Annotated in this window: 20 protein-coding genes and 2 pseudogenes; 17 read left to right on the top strand and 5 right to left on the bottom strand. The window is 63.4% G+C overall.

All coding sequences use genetic code 11. The features are described from left to right. Nucleotides 1-49 precede the first annotated feature (49 nt). The 8 genes from BES08_RS31255 to BES08_RS31220 all read left to right on the top strand — a co-directional run bounded on the left by BES08_RS31255 (nucleotide 50) and on the right by BES08_RS31220 (nucleotide 6,298). Complete coding sequence (locus tag BES08_RS31255; RefSeq protein WP_007686162.1) at nucleotides 50-355, top strand: conjugal transfer protein TraD; 306 nt, start codon at nucleotides 50-52, stop codon at nucleotides 353-355. A 37-nt stretch (nucleotides 356-392) separates the two neighbouring features. After that, nucleotides 393-611, top strand: coding sequence for a conjugal transfer protein TraD (locus tag BES08_RS31250; RefSeq protein WP_007686160.1), 219 nt, complete (start codon nucleotides 393-395; stop codon nucleotides 609-611). Beyond that, nucleotides 608-889, top strand: coding sequence for a hypothetical protein (locus BES08_RS31245; RefSeq protein WP_007686159.1), 282 nt, complete (start codon nucleotides 608-610; stop codon nucleotides 887-889). The genes BES08_RS31250 and BES08_RS31245 overlap by 4 nt, the downstream gene beginning before the upstream one ends. After that, nucleotides 886-1,821, top strand: coding sequence for a HEPN domain-containing protein (locus BES08_RS31240; protein WP_007686157.1), 936 nt, complete (start codon nucleotides 886-888; stop codon nucleotides 1,819-1,821). Before BES08_RS31245 ends, BES08_RS31240 begins: the two co-directional genes overlap by 4 nt. Then, on the top strand, nucleotides 1,814-2,086 hold the full coding sequence (locus BES08_RS31235) for an antitoxin VbhA family protein (protein ID WP_007686155.1): 273 nt from the start codon (nucleotides 1,814-1,816) through the stop codon (nucleotides 2,084-2,086). The genes BES08_RS31240 and BES08_RS31235 overlap by 8 nt, the downstream gene beginning before the upstream one ends. Before the next feature lie 45 nt (nucleotides 2,087-2,131). Next, on the top strand, nucleotides 2,132-3,808 hold the full coding sequence (locus BES08_RS31230) for a type IV secretory system conjugative DNA transfer family protein (protein WP_007686152.1): 1,677 nt from the start codon (nucleotides 2,132-2,134) through the stop codon (nucleotides 3,806-3,808). Between the two features lie 76 nt (nucleotides 3,809-3,884). Next, the gene (locus BES08_RS31225) at nucleotides 3,885-4,316 is read left to right on the top strand and encodes a hypothetical protein (protein WP_007686151.1); all 432 of its coding nucleotides are present in this window, start codon (nucleotides 3,885-3,887) and stop codon (nucleotides 4,314-4,316) included. Nucleotides 4,317-5,185: 869 nt separating this feature from the next. Next, nucleotides 5,186-6,298, top strand: a complete 1,113-nt coding sequence (locus BES08_RS31220; RefSeq protein WP_007686147.1) for a replication initiator protein A — start codon at nucleotides 5,186-5,188, stop codon at nucleotides 6,296-6,298. Between the two features lie 63 nt (nucleotides 6,299-6,361). Here BES08_RS31220 and BES08_RS31215 read toward each other — a convergent pair whose 3' ends face one another. The 3 genes from BES08_RS31215 to BES08_RS31205 all read right to left on the bottom strand — a co-directional run bounded on the left by BES08_RS31215 (nucleotide 6,362) and on the right by BES08_RS31205 (nucleotide 8,094). Continuing rightward, on the bottom strand, nucleotides 6,362-6,676 hold the full coding sequence (locus tag BES08_RS31215; protein ID WP_007686146.1) for a ribbon-helix-helix domain-containing protein: 315 nt from the start codon (nucleotides 6,674-6,676) through the stop codon (nucleotides 6,362-6,364). Beyond that, the gene (parA, locus tag BES08_RS31210; protein ID WP_007686145.1) at nucleotides 6,673-7,326 is read right to left on the bottom strand and encodes a ParA family partition ATPase; all 654 of its coding nucleotides are present in this window, start codon (nucleotides 7,324-7,326) and stop codon (nucleotides 6,673-6,675) included. The genes BES08_RS31215 and parA overlap by 4 nt, the downstream gene beginning before the upstream one ends. A gap of 126 nt (nucleotides 7,327-7,452) precedes the next feature. Further along, nucleotides 7,453-8,094 (bottom strand): SprT-like domain-containing protein, encoded by a 642-nt coding sequence (locus BES08_RS31205; protein ID WP_008831324.1) that lies wholly within the window; start codon nucleotides 8,092-8,094, stop codon nucleotides 7,453-7,455. A 414-nt stretch (nucleotides 8,095-8,508) separates the two neighbouring features. Here BES08_RS31205 and BES08_RS31200 point away from each other — a divergent pair, with 414 nt between their 5' ends. From BES08_RS31200 to BES08_RS31180, 5 genes are all read left to right on the top strand, one after another. Beyond that, entirely contained in the window at nucleotides 8,509-8,790 is a 282-nt protein-coding gene (locus BES08_RS31200; protein WP_007685985.1) for a type II toxin-antitoxin system RelB/DinJ family antitoxin, read from the top strand. After that, entirely contained in the window at nucleotides 8,759-9,079 is a 321-nt protein-coding gene (locus tag BES08_RS31195) for a type II toxin-antitoxin system YafQ family toxin (protein ID WP_007685988.1), read from the top strand. The genes BES08_RS31200 and BES08_RS31195 overlap by 32 nt, the downstream gene beginning before the upstream one ends. Before the next feature lie 35 nt (nucleotides 9,080-9,114). Then, a complete protein-coding gene (locus tag BES08_RS31190) occupies nucleotides 9,115-9,534 on the top strand; it encodes a helix-turn-helix domain-containing protein (protein WP_007685989.1) in 420 nt (139 codons plus the stop codon). Nucleotides 9,535-9,603: 69 nt separating this feature from the next. Further along, on the top strand, nucleotides 9,604-9,747 hold the full coding sequence (locus BES08_RS31185) for a type II toxin-antitoxin system RelB family anti-toxin transcriptional regulator (RefSeq protein ID WP_007685990.1): 144 nt from the start codon (nucleotides 9,604-9,606) through the stop codon (nucleotides 9,745-9,747). Nucleotides 9,748-9,760: 13 nt separating this feature from the next. After that, entirely contained in the window at nucleotides 9,761-9,967 is a 207-nt protein-coding gene (locus tag BES08_RS31180) for a hypothetical protein (protein ID WP_008831325.1), read from the top strand. On the opposite strand, the gene BES08_RS32575 is transcribed toward BES08_RS31180, so the two are convergent. Further along, nucleotides 9,939-10,166 (bottom strand): hypothetical protein, encoded by a 228-nt coding sequence (locus tag BES08_RS32575; protein WP_008831326.1) that lies wholly within the window; start codon nucleotides 10,164-10,166, stop codon nucleotides 9,939-9,941. The two genes, BES08_RS31180 and BES08_RS32575, sit on opposite strands and share 29 nt — an antisense overlap. Nucleotides 10,167-10,312: 146 nt before the next feature. Between BES08_RS32575 and BES08_RS31175 the strand changes: the two genes are divergently transcribed. The 3 genes and pseudogenes from BES08_RS31175 to BES08_RS31165 form a co-directional block, all read left to right on the top strand. After that, a complete protein-coding gene (locus BES08_RS31175) occupies nucleotides 10,313-10,531 on the top strand; it encodes a DUF4160 domain-containing protein (protein ID WP_008831327.1) in 219 nt (72 codons plus the stop codon). Continuing rightward, nucleotides 10,528-10,980 carry a DUF2442 domain-containing protein gene (locus BES08_RS31170; protein ID WP_008831328.1) on the top strand — a complete coding sequence of 151 codons (453 nt, stop codon included), beginning with the start codon at nucleotides 10,528-10,530 and terminating at the stop codon, nucleotides 10,978-10,980. The genes BES08_RS31175 and BES08_RS31170 overlap by 4 nt, the downstream gene beginning before the upstream one ends. Before the next feature lie 6 nt (nucleotides 10,981-10,986). Then, nucleotides 10,987-11,295: pseudogene (locus tag BES08_RS31165) on the top strand (phosphoglycerate mutase family protein); the annotation flags it as partial. A 41-nt stretch (nucleotides 11,296-11,336) separates the two neighbouring features. Here the strand turns inward: BES08_RS31165 and BES08_RS31160 are convergent. Next, nucleotides 11,337-11,603: pseudogene (locus tag BES08_RS31160) on the bottom strand (Tn3 family transposase); the annotation flags it as partial. Nucleotides 11,604-11,713: 110 nt separating this feature from the next. Between BES08_RS31160 and BES08_RS31155 the strand changes: the two are divergent. Further along, nucleotides 11,714-14,623 carry a Tn3 family transposase gene (locus tag BES08_RS31155; protein ID WP_069710408.1) on the top strand — a complete coding sequence of 970 codons (2,910 nt, stop codon included), beginning with the start codon at nucleotides 11,714-11,716 and terminating at the stop codon, nucleotides 14,621-14,623.

Genomic DNA, 14,623 nt, shown 5'->3' with positions numbered 1-14,623 from the left:
GCGACCGTGCTACGCTGCCACTCCCGATCATGGGCGCGAGGGAGAGAATATGCGTAAGGTCCGCGACTATGACGCCGAGTTGAAGGCGCTGGGCGACAAGGCCCGCGCCCTCAAGGCGAAGAAGGTCCAGCAGCTAGGCGAGCTGGTCACATCCACCGGGGCCGATGCGCTCGATCTCGATGTGCTGGCCGGGGTGCTGCTCGCCGCCGTCGAATCTGCCAGCGCCGACGAAAAGGAGGCGTGGCGCGCGAAGGGGTCCGCCTTCTTTCAAGGACGCGGCCGAAAGGCTGGCCGAAGCACTGGCGGCAACGCGGGAGGCGGAAGCAAAACTGGCGCAGGCGAGACGCAGGGTTGAAGCCGCACAGCGCCGCACCGATACGAGGGAATGGGCCGTGGCTCGCCGCGAACGCACCCGCCACCTCATAGAGCTGGGCGGCCTGGTCCAGAAAGCCGGCTTGGTCGAGCTGGCCGACGACGATCGCGCCACCCTCTACGGCGCGCTGCTCGAACTGGCCGCCAAGGCGCGCGAGGACCGCGACCGGCTCATGCTCTGGAAGCGGCGCGGCAAGCGCGCGTTCGACGCGGAAGCGGAAGGGAGAGACGCACCATGAACAGGCTCGATGTCGAAGCGATCCGCGCCCAGGTCCGCGCGCTCGATTTCACGCGCGGCACCCCGGCCGAAGTCGCGCTATGGCGCGAGGACGATGCCGACGCACGCGCCAATCTCGCGATCGAAGGCATGGACCTCGACTTGGCTGAACACGCCCTGTTCGACATGCTCCGCGAGGAATCCGTGCCCCCTCCCCTCGCCACCGCGATCGTCCTCAAGCTCCTCGATCATCCCGACGCCGACCCGACGCTGGCGATCTCGCCGGCGACGATCGGATGACGATGCGGACCGGCCTCGACCATCTGCCCGCCGTCAAGCGCCGCGAGCTGGAACGGGTCGCCCGCGTCCTGTTCGATGAATTTGAGGATGCCGTCAAAACCAAGCTCTCGGACAAGCGCAAGGGCGGCCGCATCCTCAAGCTGATCCTGTTCGGCTCCTACGCACGCGGCGATTGGGTCGAGGATCGCGCCAGCGGTTACATTTCCGATTATGACCTGCTCGTCGTCGTCAACGCCGACACCTTCACCGATCTGCAAACATGGTGGGCGGTCGCCGACGATCATCTGGTGCGCGAGCTGACCGTCACCAGGCACCTCGCCACACCCGTCAATTTCATCGTGCATTCGCTGATGGACGTGAACGACCAGCTCGCGCGCGGCCGTCCCTTCTTCGCCGACATAGCCCGCGACGGCATCGCCCTCTACGAAGCGCCAGGGCAAGCCCTCGCCGTGCCGCGCCAGCTCGACGCGCAGGAACGCCACGCCGAAGCCCTGCGCCATCGCGACCACTGGTTCCCGCTCGCCGCGCACGCGCTCAAGCTCGCCCGGGACAGCATTGCCGATGGCGTGCCGCGCGATGCCGCGTTCATGCTCCACCAGGCCGTCGAGCGGGTCTATAACGCCGTGCTGCTCGTCCTGACGCTCTACGCGCCCAAATCGCACCGTCTCGGCATCCTGCGCTCGCTCGCCGAAAATCTCGATCCCCGGCTGATCGAAGCCTGGCCGCGCGATACCCGCGCCGCCCGCCGCCATTTCGCGCAGTTGCAGCGCGCCTATGTCGAGGCCCGCTATTCCCATGCCTATGAAATCACCGCCGACGAACTGGCCTGGCTCGTTGACCGCGTGAAGCATCTCCACACGATCGCCGGCGCGATCTGCGCCGAACACCTCGCCGGCGACGACACCCCCGAGAAAAGCCCCGCCGATGAATGAGCATCCCATATCGGACGACGAACGCGCCCGACGCCAGAAGGCGATCGATTTCGCGCGGACCAATATCGAGCTGTCGGGCTTCGCTCTCTCGCCGGGAATGGCGGCGCTGGGCGTCCGGTTCGTCGCCGGCGAACTCTCCGAAAGCGAATACATCGCCGCCGCGCTCGCTCATGCCAACAGCCTGCCCGCAAGCGCGCCGGCGCAGGACTATTTCGCCAGCCTCGCAGAACTCGAAGCCGCATGGGAGGCCCGCGATCGGCCGTGATCCGCGCCGGATATTGGGAAATGACGATGGGAGGGAGTCCTGATGATGGAATGGTTCCGCCAGCTCGGCCGCGCGATCCGTAACCTTGCGCGCATCGCGCGGACCAACCCGATATGGGCGATCACCGCCCTTGTGGTCAGCCCGGTCGCCCTCATCCGCCATCTGTTCGGCGTCCTGGTGCTGTTCCTCATCACCGCCCTGGTGCTGGGGCTTGGGGTGCCGCTCATCCTCGGCAAGCTGCTCGGCCTGCCCCGCGATTCCAATATCTACCAGATCGTGATGATGCTGACGGGCCTGGTCATCTTCCTCGTCACGCTGCGCGCCCTCTTCCAACCGCTGATCCTGCGTTATGGCGGTCCTGCCGGCGACGACACGCACGGCTCGGCCCGTTTCGCCACCGATCGCGAGACAAAGCCCCTCGCCCAAAATGGCGACGGCCTGCTGATCGGTCGTGATCGCAAGTCGGGCAAGCTGCTGCGCTACGCCGGCCCCTCCCATCTGCTGACGATCGCGCCGACGCGCACCGGCAAGGGCGTGGGGACCATCATTCCCAATCTGCTCGACTATCCCGGTTCGGTCATCTGCATCGACCCCAAGGGCGAGAACGCCCGCATCACCGCCCGCCATCGCGCCAGGTTCGGCCCGGTCCATGTCCTCGATCCCTTCGGGGTGACGGGCATCGCCTCGGCCGCGTTCAACCCGCTCGATCGCCTCGACCCTGCCGGCCTCGATCTCGCCGACGACGCGATGACTCTGGCCGATGCGCTGGTCTATGACGCTCCCGGCGAAGCCGGCGAGGCGCATTGGAACGAGGAAGCCAAGGCGCTGATCGCCGGCATCCTCCTGTGGGTGGCCTGTGACCCGCAAGCGCAAGGCCAGGATCGCACGCTGGAAGCCCTGCGCGACTGCCTCACCTTCGCCCCTGATAATTTCCAGCGGATGCTGCGGGAAATGTCGCGCAGCACGCAGGCGCGGGGCCTGATCGCGCGTGCCGCCAACCGCCACCTGGGCAAGTCCGACCGCGAGGCAGCCGGCGTGCTGTCGGCCGCGCAGCGCCATACCCATTTTCTCGATTCCCCGCGCATGTCGGCCGTGCTGGGCCGCTCGGATTTCACCTTCGCCGATGTGAAGGCGCAGCCCACAACCGTTTATCTGGTGCTGCCGCCCGATCGGCTCGCCACCTATGCCCGCTGGCTGCGCCTGATGCTGGCGCAAGGGCTGACCGATCTGGCGCGCGCACCCGCCTCCCCTGCCCGCCCCGTCCTGTTCCTGCTCGATGAATTTGCCGCGCTCGGCCGCCTCGAACCTGTCGAGCGCGCTATGGGCCTGATGGCCGGTTACGGCATCCAGCTCTGGCCGATCTTGCAGGACGTTCACCAGCTCCGCGCGCTCTACGAGCGCCGCGCCGGCACCTTCCTGTCCAACGCCGGCGTCTTGCAGATATTCGGGGTCAACGATCACGACAGCGCCAAGCTCGTCTCCGATCTGCTCGGCCAGGAGACGGTCGTGTTCGAGACCATGAGCCGCGCGATCGACGCGGAGGAAACCGGCATATCGTTCGGGTCGCAGCATGTCGCGCGGCCCCTACTCACGCCCGATGAGGTCCGCACCATGCCGGCCAATCTGGAATTGTTGTTCCTCGCGGGGCAACGCCCGATCGTCGCGACCAAGCTCGCTTACTATGCCGATCGCGAGTTCGCCGGGAGATTCGACAAACCGTGAACCGGACTATCGAGCAAGGGGATAGGCCGATTGTTGTATAGTGTCAGAACCGCCGCCAAGGGCGGAAGGATAGGATATGGATCAGCGCGTCATTGATCTTTGGGACCGGCTCATGGCCTATGGAGAGAGCGGTTCCGCCCCTCTCCCCGCGATCCGCGATGAAGTGTTGGAGCTGCACGCGGCGATTACCGATGAGGAAAGCCGGCTTGGCCTCATGCGGATATTCAATCTCGTTTGCGACCTGGTGGCCGTGCATCTCCAAGAGACGAACGGCAATGTTGAAGCCTTCGCCCAACACCGCCAGGGCCAGATATGGATGTTCCTGCGCGCGGAATGCCTTGTCGATGGCGTGCTGGACCGGGACCGGCTGCGGTATGTGACCGGGCGCGAGGTGCAGGCCGGTCGCATGACGGAGGATGATCCGCTGCGCCGCTACGCATTGGGCGATGACTCCGCCTTTGATGGGCTTATGGCAGCGCCGCCGCCACAGAAGCGGACGCGCCATTAGGACCGGCTCAAATTCTACGCGCTAGATCCTCTGACCCCGCGAGGATCTAGCTTTCCAAAAAATCAGCCGCCTGGGAAGCCCGTAGAGCGCCATGCCGGCCGAACCCTCCCCGACCTTGCCGAACGTCTGAAATGAGGCCCAGCGGCCCGGAAATCGCGCCTGTGGCGACATTTCCGCCTGCCCTGCCCTCTCGGATTGATCGCTGTCCTATCCGCCTGGCTTTTCTGGAAAGCCAATTGCGACGGTGCCGCTGGCGCTGTGGCTGCGATGGAGGCGCAGCGTTTAAACGATCCCCTTTCTAACAAAAAGCGTGCCGGCGAAGCCGGCTCATCATGGGGATGCCGGGTGGGAGGATCGCTAAAGCGATCCGGGGCGGCCGAAGGCCGCGAGCCGGCGGGGCGAAGCCCCAAGAGGCGGTGTTTTTCTTCTTTCTGATTGTGCCTGAAGCGCGGCGCTGGTGAGTCGCGCTGCCGTTGTCCCGATTTTCGGGACAAGCTGTCCGATCTGGCGGGACGCTGGTGGGTGAAACCACGATGATCCAGCCTCTCGTCATAATCTTCCGCTGAAGTTATCCACAGGTCAGCCTAGTGTTAAAATATGGGTTTAGTGATGTGTTACGGAAATTCGGCCTGCCCGGAAAGGCGCAGAAATCCTCGCTTTTTTGGCAGAAATTTGCCGCGCGGTGAATCCGCTCTGACGAAAAAGCGAATCCAGAGTGACGAAAAGGCGAATCCACTATGACGATAGCGCCAGGCCTTCCCTGCCGCGCTCAAGCGTAATCGAAATGACGATAGCGCGGCGGTGAATCTGAAATGACGATAATCCGCTTGCGTATGTGAAATGACGATAGTAGCCCTAGCGTTAGTGAAATGACGATAGACCCCTCCCCTTCCCTGTTTGACGCGCCGATCGCCGCGCCGGTCTCGGCCGTGGACGGCGACGATCGCACGCCGCTGCTGCCGGTGCGCCATCCCAACCAGGACTTGTTCATCTGCGACGTGCTGGACGCCATCCCCAAGGATGACATGGCCTCAATGGAGCATCCGGTGTTTTCGCTCTCGACCAAGCCCGACAACCGGACGCGGCGCTACGAGCATAACGGCAACGTCATCGAGATTATCCCCTCGGGCAAGGGGCTGGCGACGATCCACGACAAGGACATATTGATCTACTGCATTTCGCAGCTCGTCGCGAAGATGAACCAGGGCGAGCAACCTAGCCGCACGGTGCGCCTGCAAGCCTATGACATGCTCGTCGCCACCAACCGGCAAACCAGCGGCGAAGGCTATCGACTGATGGCCGACGCCCTCACCCGCCTGCGCGGGACCACGGTGCGGACCAATATTCAAACGGGCGGTGTCGAAGAAACGCGGATTTTCGGCCTGATCGAAGAGGCCAAGATCACGCGCAAGACGTTCGATGGCCGGATGCTCGATCTCGAAATCACCCTGTCGGATTGGGTCTATCGCTCGGTCATCAGCAAGAACGTCCTGACGCTCCACCGCGACTATTTCCGGCTCCGCAAGCCGTTCGAGCGGCGCATGTATGAACTGGCGCGCAAGCATTGCGGCGTGAAGGACGAATGGAAGATCGGCCTAGAGTTGCTACAGAAGAAATGCGGCTCGAACAGCCCGCTCCGAGTGTTCCGGGCCTTGGTCAAGAAGGTCTGCGAGCATGACGCCGATCACGGCCATTTCCCCGACTATGCGGTGACGATGGATGATGACGTGATCTTGTTCCGCAACCGCTCGGGCCTCAAATCCAAGCCCGATCCGGTCGCCAGCGCCGGCGACGATGCGCCCTATATCGACCCGGAAACCATGCACGACGCCAAGACGGCCGCGCCAGGCTATGACGTGTATGCGCTCTATGACGAATGGGTGTCGTGGTGGCACGACATGGGCAAGCCCGAACTCAAAAGCCCTGCCGGGGCCTTCCTCGGCTTCTGCAAGAAACGGCACGAACGCAAACCACTACGCTGATCCCCTGCTCTATGCGGGCAAGCGGCCATGTTTACTTACCCGCATGTTTGCATGTGGACATGCTCACTTGCCTACAGGGCTTTCCCCCATCTTGCGAAGCCAGTCGTTGAACGCCTCGGCCATCGCGTCCTGTAGGCTCATGCCGTGCTTGCGGGCGGTCATGTGCATGGCGAAGGACATTTCCGGGCTGAAATAGCCCGTCATGGCCTTCTTGCCCTGACGGCTCGGCGCAACCGGGTTGCTGCTCGATCCGCTGCCGGAGCCTGCGCCAGTGCCACGGGCGATCGGCGCGGCCGCCCTCCCCTCCGGCTCGACCATCGCCGGCGCTGGCGCTGCATCGCGATCCCGCAATGCGAGCAATGATCCCTTCCGGCTCATGCGTTGGCCCTCCGCTTCCTAGATGCTTGCATGTTTACATGCTCGCATGTCCACTTGTAAAGCTGGCGCACCTCATCGGCCGCCTTGCCGCTCGGCTCGATCTCCATCGCCGTCTTGCCCTCGGCCGCCGCGTGGCGAAAGGCGGCGCGATCCGCGATATGGTGGGGGCAGGCGTCAAGCCCATAATCCTGCACGAGCTGCGCGGCTTCGTCATACATGCGCGGCGCGGTCGGGCTTCCCGCCGTGAAGATCACGAAAGCAGGCTTGCCGCGCATCTTCACAAGGCTGGCGGTCGTCTTGATCGCCGCCAAATCGAACGCGCTGGGGCGGCAAGGGATCAACACTAGGTCGGCCGCCTCGACGGCGGCGCTGGCGGCGCTGTCGGCGTGGGGCGGGGTGTCGATTACGATGAACGCCGCGCCCTGGCCCGTCGCCTGCTCGATCTTGGCGGCAAGGCGAGGGGGCGCGCTGTCGATCACGACCGGGGGCGCATCCTGTCGCCATGCCGCCCACTGGCTCGCCGTCGCCTGCGGGTCGACGTCGATCACAAGGGCGGTATGCCCGGAATCCTCGGCGGCGGCGGCCAGGTGCAAGGCGAGGGTGGTTTTCCCCGCGCCGCCCTTCTGGCTGATGATCGCGATTGTTGGCATGTGAATATCCTTACATGATCGCATGTTTGCATGTGGTCATACTGGCTTGCTCCGGTTGCGTCAACGAAACCCCGAACTGGCGCGCAGCGTCAATGAAACCCCGAATTGCGGGGAGGGGAGGGCGGTCTAGCCGTCGTCGCCGCCCTCATCCTCGCTGCCGTCGTCCAGCGGCTCATGCTCCATGCGGCCGTGATCCTCGATCGGGCAAAGCGGCGCTCCGGCCAGCTCAAGCCATTTGCGCGCGGTCCTCACGGTATAGCCGCACGTCGCGCACTCGCATTTGAGCATCCGGGTTTTCTGCTTCTTCGGCGCGGTCGACTCCCCATCGGTGTCGAGACGGGCATGGGGGAGGGGGCCAACGGCGTCCAAGATCGGCGCGACGGCCGCAAGAAACGCCTCGCCGGGGGTGGTGGCGCGCATCGGCCCGACGAGCCCCAGCCCCAGCGCGATCCGTTTAAACGCTTTCCCATGCCCTGCCGGGATGCCGACGGCGGCATGGACCAGCTCATGCGCGAGGATGGCCGCGATCTGCGCCGGCATGGCGTCAGGCGCGTGCGCGAGGTCGGGCCGGATGAAGATTTCAAAATGCCCGTCCGCGCTCAGCCGGTTATCCCAGCACTCGCCGATCGCCTTGCCCTTCCGGCCCGAGCTGGTGAAGCCGATCGCCACGCGGATACGCGCGGGCAGGGGAGCGTCCAACGCCGCGAACAAGGGGGCCATGCCCGCCGCCACCCGATTGAGCCAGCTTTCCCGGTTGTCCTGTTCCATACCTTCTACTCCCTTCAAATCGCCCTGCGGGGCGATGGCTGCGGCCATCGCTCCCGAGTTCGCGCGGAGCAGCCGGCGAGAGAGGGGGGCAGCGGGAATCTGCGGGAGTGGTGCGGGCGGGCGCTTCGCGCCAACCCGGTCCCGCTGATTGCCGTTGCTGGGGAGAGGCGGCCGGGACCGCCTTTCCCCATGCGAACGAACATCATGCCGGCGCACGCCGGCACCATGCCCGAGATCCGCTTGCGATCTCGGCCCCGCCATGTGGGTCGTCACCTTCGGCCAAGACCGCTTGCGGGCTTGGGGAGCGAAGCGAGTAGAGCCACGGTGCCGCGCAGCGGCAGGCGCAGTCTCCTCGCCTAGATTGAAATTGTTGCTCAAATGAGCTACATCGTTCGTCTGACTAGGGAGATTCCAATGGCTGCTACCGCGTTCGTGCGTGCGCGCATCGACGAAACATTGAAGGATGAAGCCGCCGCCGTCCTAGCCGAGCTGGGGCTGACGGTTTCCGATGTGGTCCGCATGACGCTTACGCGGGTCGCCAAGGACCATGCCTTGCCGTTCGAGCTGAAGGTGCCCAACGCCGAGACGCGCGCCGCGATCGAATCGTCCCGCGCGACCATGAAGGCGCGTCGTGCGCGCTTCACCGATCCCAAGGAACTGTTCGATGCCCTCGACCAAGAAGCCCGCCAGCAGTAAGCGGGCTTCGTTCCCAAGAGAGGCATCCTACGAAAAGCGGTTCGTCAAGGATTGGGAGCGGCTGTCGCGCAGCGGCCGCTACAACATGAACCAGCTCAAGGAAGCGATGATGCTGCTCATCGCCAACGATGCGCCGCTTGGCCCGGAATGGCTGGACCACGCCCTCAAGGGCGATTGGAGCGATCATCGCGAGTGCCATATCGGCGGCGATTTCCTGCTGATCTACACGATTGAGGGCAATCTGGTGAACTTCGTGCGCGCGGGAACCCATTCGGAACTGTTCGAGTAATCGGCTCGACGGCCGAACGTTTGGAAGGCAGGGCAATGAACGCCGACGACATGAAGGTCGAAACCTTCGCCTGCGTCTTTGACGCAATCGCCGACACGCCGGAGGAGGCGACGGAGTTGAGGACGCGCGCGGACCTGATGCGGGGCATCACCGCGCGGGTGAAGTCGTGGGACGTGCCGCTGGGCGAGGCCGCCAAGCGGCTCGGGCTGACGCCGCCCCGCCTCAACGACCTCCTGCGCGGGAAGTTTAACAGATTCTCGCTGGATGACCTGATGACCGCCGCGACGGCGGCGGGCATCGCGCCGCCGGCACCGCGCAAAAGCTCGTGGGATGACCTGCGCGGGATAGTGAAGGGCAACGGCGCGCGGTTCACGATCGAGGAAATCAACGACGCCATCGCCGAAGCCGGCGCAGCAGCCGGCATGGCCGGGATGAACGACCATGACGGGGACTGATCGAAACGGCGAAATCCTTTATCCACCGATGGAGGCGGCCGAAATCCGGCGGTGCGCCAGGAGAGCGGTTTGAGCCAGGCCGGGTTTGCGCGCTTGCTGTGGGCGCACAAGCGCACGGTCCAGCGCTGGGAGGCCGGCACGATGCGGCCGACTGGCGCGGCGCTCGCCTTGCTGACGCTGGTGAAGCGGCGCGGCATCCAGATTCTCACCTAGAAGGATTGATAGAATGGCCGGCCATCGCCCCTTTTCCGATCTTATGAAAGATTGGAGTCCCGAGCGCCGCGCGCGTAATGAGGCCCATAAGGCGAAGTTGGAGGCCGAGTTGATGGGCCGCGCTGCTACGCGCGATGCGATCGAAGAACTGGAAGCTGGCAAGGGCGTGCGCTTCACCAGCGTTGAGGCGCTTATGTCTGATCTCCATGATGACGATTGATCGACCCGAAACGGCGGCCGAGTTTTTCGCGCGGCGCTCCAAAGGTCGTGCGGTGGGTGATCTCGACCGCATTCTCGACAAGGTGCCTGATCGGCCGCCGGAACCCGGCGACGAATTGAAGGCTGGACGCCCGATCGCCTACATCGCCGGTAATCGGCGAGGGTGCCGCGAGATCCGCGCACGCGATCTCGCCCGCCATGTGGGCCGGAACCTTGGGCCAGGACCGCTTGCGGGCTTGGGGAGCGCAACGAGTAGGGCCACGGTGCCAGCGCCAGGCGCTTAGATCATTTTGGCTATCAGCCTTGCACTAGTGCAACCTTTGCACTACATTGAAGCATGGTCACGATGTTTCGCGGTCCCCGCTGGAAAATTGCCGTCTATGGCCGCGATCATGGCGTGCCGCATTTCCACATCGAAGGCCCGGATTTCCGCTGCTCGGTGGCGATTGCATCGTTTGACGTGATCGTGGGCACCGTGTCGGCGGCGGTCTTGAAGGACGCATTGGAATGGGCGCGGCCTAATCAGGCTTTGCTCATGCAGACGTGGCAGGAGTTGAACGGATGAACATCACCGACAAGGCCCGCACCATTACCGCCGTGCGCGCGACCGGGCCGTCATCGCTGCATCTGTCCTGGTCGGAAGGGACGGCGGCTGATCTCGATCTTGGCGCGGTCCTCGCCGATCGCGCCTTTGCCGCGCTGCGCGATCCGGGCGAGTTCGCCAAGGTCGAAGTGGGCGATTGGGGTCATAGCCTGGCCTGGCCTTCGGGTGCGGAGCTGGGCGCGGACATGCTGTGGCTCGAAACGCTGTCGGCAACCGGGCATGGCGATGTGCGCGCCTTCCTCGAATGGCGGCTGCGCCATGCGCTGTCGCTGTCGAAGGCGGCCGATGCGCTTGGCGTCTCGCGCCGCATGGTCGCCTACTACTCCAACGGCGAAAAGAAGGTGCCGAAACCAATCTTGCTGGCGTGCCGGGGCTGGGAAGCCAGCAATGGGCTATACCGGGCCGCCTAACCGGACATGAGAGCGATCTTCATCCGCCACGGCGAAAACACCGGCAACGCCGGCGTGCCCTGCCACGATCTCGCGACGATCGCGCTGACGGAGCGCGGCCACGAACAGGCGCGCGCGGTCGCGGCGAGCTGGACGCAAGCGCCCGCGCTCATCGTCACCTCGCCCTATACCCGCACCCGGCAGACGGCCGCGCCGACGATCGCGCGCTTTCCAGGCGTGCCGGTGGAAGTGTGGCCGATCGAAGAGTTCACCTATTTGCAACCTGCGCGCTGGAACGGCACGCGCAGCGCCGAACGGATGCCGCACCTAGAACGGGGGTCTGAGTAGCAACGGAACAGAAAACCTACATAAGGATTTCAAGGCTCTTCGTCCGGATCGGCGGTTTTCGGATCACGTAGCGGCCTGAGTTCACCGCGAGCGACGAATTCCGGGAGTGTGAAGGCGTATCGGCCGAGCATGTTGACGTGGCCGAAGCCGAGCGGCGAGAGACGCGCGACATCCTCCGGCTTGGCGTCGTAGCCTTCAGTGACGAGCTGGTTGATGGCGGCGTCCATGTAGATCGTATTCCAGAGCACGACGAGATTGACGACCAGGCCGAGCGCTCCAAGCTGGCCCAGTCGGCCCCAAGCTGCGATTTTGGCCAAGTCGGAGAACGTTTTGGGAACGTGGCATTCGGTATTGACGATGGAAATCATAGAAGAGGACAGTTCGCTCCATCATAGGGAGTGGGTTGATGGATCGGAGTATTCCGGGCGGGGATTTGATCGGACGATGGAGCCTGAGCTTTGCCGATATTGATTTTGTAAATTCGAAGCCGGCCCTGACGCGCCTTGGCCTCGCCGCGCAGCTGAAATTCTTCGCTTCCCTGGGGTTTTTCGCGATCGATCCCGGCTCAATCCCTACCGATGGCCTCTCGTATCTGGCCGAGCAACTCGGTGTCGAGGCTGGCGAGATAGCCGGTTATGACTTTTCCAGTCGGACAGCACGACGGCATTGTGCGGAGATCCTGATCCATCTTGGATATCACCGCATGAAGCGGGTGGATCGCGCGCAATTGACGGAATGGATTGCTGGCGAGCTGTGCCCGGGCGGCCAGTCGATCAATGCCATGCTTGAGCATGTTTTCCTGTGGTGCCGGGACCGGCGTATTTATGGGCCGTCGCGCAAGGAGCTTGAACGTGTCGTTCGCTCACAACGGCAAGATTATCTGGACACCTGGCTGATCGGAGCCAGTGATCGGCTTTCGTCAGATGCGGTGGCGTTATTGGAAGCCTCGCTTGCCGATCCGGACAGCTCGACCGGATTCAACAGGATGAAGGGTGACGCCGGACAGGCAACGCTCGACAACATTCTCGACGTGACCGAGAAACTCGCCTTTATCCAGAGACTTGATCTTCCCCATGATCTCCTGACGGCTACGGGCAAGCCATGGGTCGATCAGATTGTTCGCCGCGTTGCCGGTGAAAAGGCCTCGGAGATGCGCCGGCATGCGCCGGCGCGACAGCTCGGCCTTTATGCGATTTATCTAATGTCGCGGGAGGCGCAACTCACTGACGCGATGATCGACCTGCTGATCGAAACCGTTCACAAGATCGGAACGCGCTCGAAACGCAAGGTGGTGGGCGATATCGCGAAAGACATCGAGCAGGTCTATGGAAAGGAGCGCCTGCTGGTCGAGATCGCCAGCGCCTCGATCAATGAACCATCGGGGCGCATCTGCGATGTCATTTTCCCGATCGCCGGTAAGGCCAAGCTGGCGGCGATCGTCAAGGAGAGCCATGCGAAGGGCGCTCTGGACCGGCGCATCTACAAGGTGATGCGTGGTTCCTGGGCCAATCATTACCGGCGCATGCTGCCAAGCCTGCTTTCCGTACTTGAGTTCCGGTCGAACAACGCGGTGTGGCGGCCGGTCCTGGCGGCCCTCGACTGGATCAGGAGCAAGGTGGATGGCGGATGCCGCTTCGTGCCATTGCAGGATGTTCCGATCGATGAGGTGATTCCAGCGCGATGGCGCAGTTCCGTCATTGATGACGATGGGCGGGTAAACCGGATCAGCTATGAGCTTTGCGTCCTGACGCAACTGCGCGACCGCATCCGCTCCAAAGAAATCTGGGTGGTCGGGGCGGATCGCTATCGCAATCCCGATGACGATCTTCCCAAGGACTTCGAGATCAGGCGAGATGCGTACTATTCCGGCCTCAGCCTGACGCCAGATGCGCAGGCGTTTTGCGCCTCGATCCGGGAGGAGCTTGAACGGGAACTGTTGCTCCTCAATGCCAATATTCCACAAAACGACAAGGTCCGGCTCCTGTGGCGCGGCGACAACCGGATATCGATTACACCGTTCAAGCCCTTGCCCGAACCGAAGGGTCTCGCTTCGATCAAAAGCGAGATCGGTCAGCGCTGGCCGATGACCGGACTGCTGGACGTGTTGAAAGAGGCTGCTCTGGACACGGGATTGATGGATGCTTTCGAAACGTCGGCCTCGCGGGTTACCCTGTCGAAAGCAGCCTTGGCTCAGCGTCTTTTGCTGTGTCTCTATGGCTTGGGCACGAACGCCGGGCTCAAGCGGGTCGCTGGCGCAACACCCGATGTCAGTTACGAGGAATTGCTGCATGTCCATCGCCGTTTCATCCACGCGCCAGCGCTGAGGGAGGCGTGCGCGCGGGTAGCAAACGCGACACTGGCAATCCGCAATGCCGCAGTATGGGGAGATGCGGGCACGGCATGCGCGTCCGATTCAACGAAGTTCGGCGCGTGGGACCGCAACCTGATGACGGAATGGCACGCCCGCTATGGCGGCCGTGGCGTCATGATCTACTGGCATGTGGAGAAGCGCGCGACCTGCGTTTATTCCCAGCTCAAGCGGTGCTCTTCCTCGGAGGTCGCCTCCATGATCGAAGGCGTGCTACGCCATTGCACCGACATGGAAATCCAGCGCCAGTACGTCGATAGCCACGGCCAGAGCGCAGTCGGCTTTGCGTTCTGCCGACTCCTTGGATTTGAGCTTGCCCCGCGGCTGAAAGCAGTGGCACGCCAGAAACTGGCCCTTCCCCAAGCCGGCATGCGCACGCGGCTTTCCAATTTACTGCCGATCCTCTCCAGCCCGATCGACTGGGACGAGATCGAGCAACAATATGACGAAATGGTCAAATATGCCGCTGCCATGCAATCGCGCACCGCCGATCCGGAAGCGATCCTGCTCCGGTTTGCCAGAGCCGAAGTGATGCACCCGACCTACAAGGCGCTGAGTGAACTCGGCCGCGCGGTCAAAACAATCTTCCTATGCCGGTATTTGCGTCAGGAGGCATTCCGCCGCGAGATCCACGAAGGGCTGAATGTGGTTGAGAACTGGAACGGCGCTAATGGTTTCGTGTTCTTCGGCAAGGGCGGCGAGATCGCCACCAACCGCATCCATGAGCAGGAAATCTCCGTTCTGGCGCTACACCTCCTGCAAGCGTCGCTGGTGTATGTGAACACCCGCATGCTTCAGACCGTACTGGTTGAGCCGAAGTGGGCGGGGCGGATGACGCCGGAAGATTATCGTGGTCTCATGCCGTTGATCTACAGTCATGTGAACCCTTATGGCCGCTTCGACCTCGACCTGAACGACCGGATTGATTTTGGACGGCTTGCAGCGTGA

The sequence above is a fragment of the Novosphingobium resinovorum genome, from assembly GCF_001742225.1.
GTDB classification, from domain to species: Bacteria; Pseudomonadota; Alphaproteobacteria; order Sphingomonadales; family Sphingomonadaceae; genus Novosphingobium; species Novosphingobium resinovorum_A.
Note: the sequence above shows the minus strand (reverse complement) of the source record. Positions and strands in the feature narration are given on the sequence as shown.

Coding starts and splice junctions, on each gene's coding strand:
- BES08_RS31235 (WP_007686155.1), top strand. CDS start 1,814: ATGAATGAGCATCCCATATCGGACGACGAACGCGCCCGACGCCAGAAG.
- BES08_RS31215 (WP_007686146.1), bottom strand. CDS start 6,676: ATGAGCCGGAAGGGATCATTGCTCGCATTGCGGGATCGCGATGCAGCG.
- BES08_RS32575 (WP_008831326.1), bottom strand. CDS start 10,166: ATGGCGGGCGAGATCGCGTGCGCGGATCTCGCGGCACCCTCGCCGATT.
- BES08_RS31255 (WP_007686162.1), top strand. CDS start 50: ATGCGTAAGGTCCGCGACTATGACGCCGAGTTGAAGGCGCTGGGCGAC.
- BES08_RS31230 (WP_007686152.1), top strand. CDS start 2,132: ATGGAATGGTTCCGCCAGCTCGGCCGCGCGATCCGTAACCTTGCGCGC.
- parA (WP_007686145.1), bottom strand. CDS start 7,326: ATGCCAACAATCGCGATCATCAGCCAGAAGGGCGGCGCGGGGAAAACC.
- BES08_RS31170 (WP_008831328.1), top strand. CDS start 10,528: ATGAACATCACCGACAAGGCCCGCACCATTACCGCCGTGCGCGCGACC.
- BES08_RS31175 (WP_008831327.1), top strand. CDS start 10,313: ATGTTTCGCGGTCCCCGCTGGAAAATTGCCGTCTATGGCCGCGATCAT.
- BES08_RS31200 (WP_007685985.1), top strand. CDS start 8,509: ATGGCTGCTACCGCGTTCGTGCGTGCGCGCATCGACGAAACATTGAAG.
- BES08_RS31195 (WP_007685988.1), top strand. CDS start 8,759: ATGCCCTCGACCAAGAAGCCCGCCAGCAGTAAGCGGGCTTCGTTCCCA.
- BES08_RS31245 (WP_007686159.1), top strand. CDS start 608: ATGAACAGGCTCGATGTCGAAGCGATCCGCGCCCAGGTCCGCGCGCTC.
- BES08_RS31180 (WP_008831325.1), top strand. CDS start 9,761: ATGGCCGGCCATCGCCCCTTTTCCGATCTTATGAAAGATTGGAGTCCC.
- BES08_RS31205 (WP_008831324.1), bottom strand. CDS start 8,094: ATGGAACAGGACAACCGGGAAAGCTGGCTCAATCGGGTGGCGGCGGGC.
- BES08_RS31240 (WP_007686157.1), top strand. CDS start 886: ATGACGATGCGGACCGGCCTCGACCATCTGCCCGCCGTCAAGCGCCGC.
- BES08_RS31190 (WP_007685989.1), top strand. CDS start 9,115: ATGAACGCCGACGACATGAAGGTCGAAACCTTCGCCTGCGTCTTTGAC.
- BES08_RS31220 (WP_007686147.1), top strand. CDS start 5,186: ATGACGATAGACCCCTCCCCTTCCCTGTTTGACGCGCCGATCGCCGCG.
- BES08_RS31155 (WP_069710408.1), top strand. CDS start 11,714: ATGGATCGGAGTATTCCGGGCGGGGATTTGATCGGACGATGGAGCCTG.
- BES08_RS31225 (WP_007686151.1), top strand. CDS start 3,885: ATGGATCAGCGCGTCATTGATCTTTGGGACCGGCTCATGGCCTATGGA.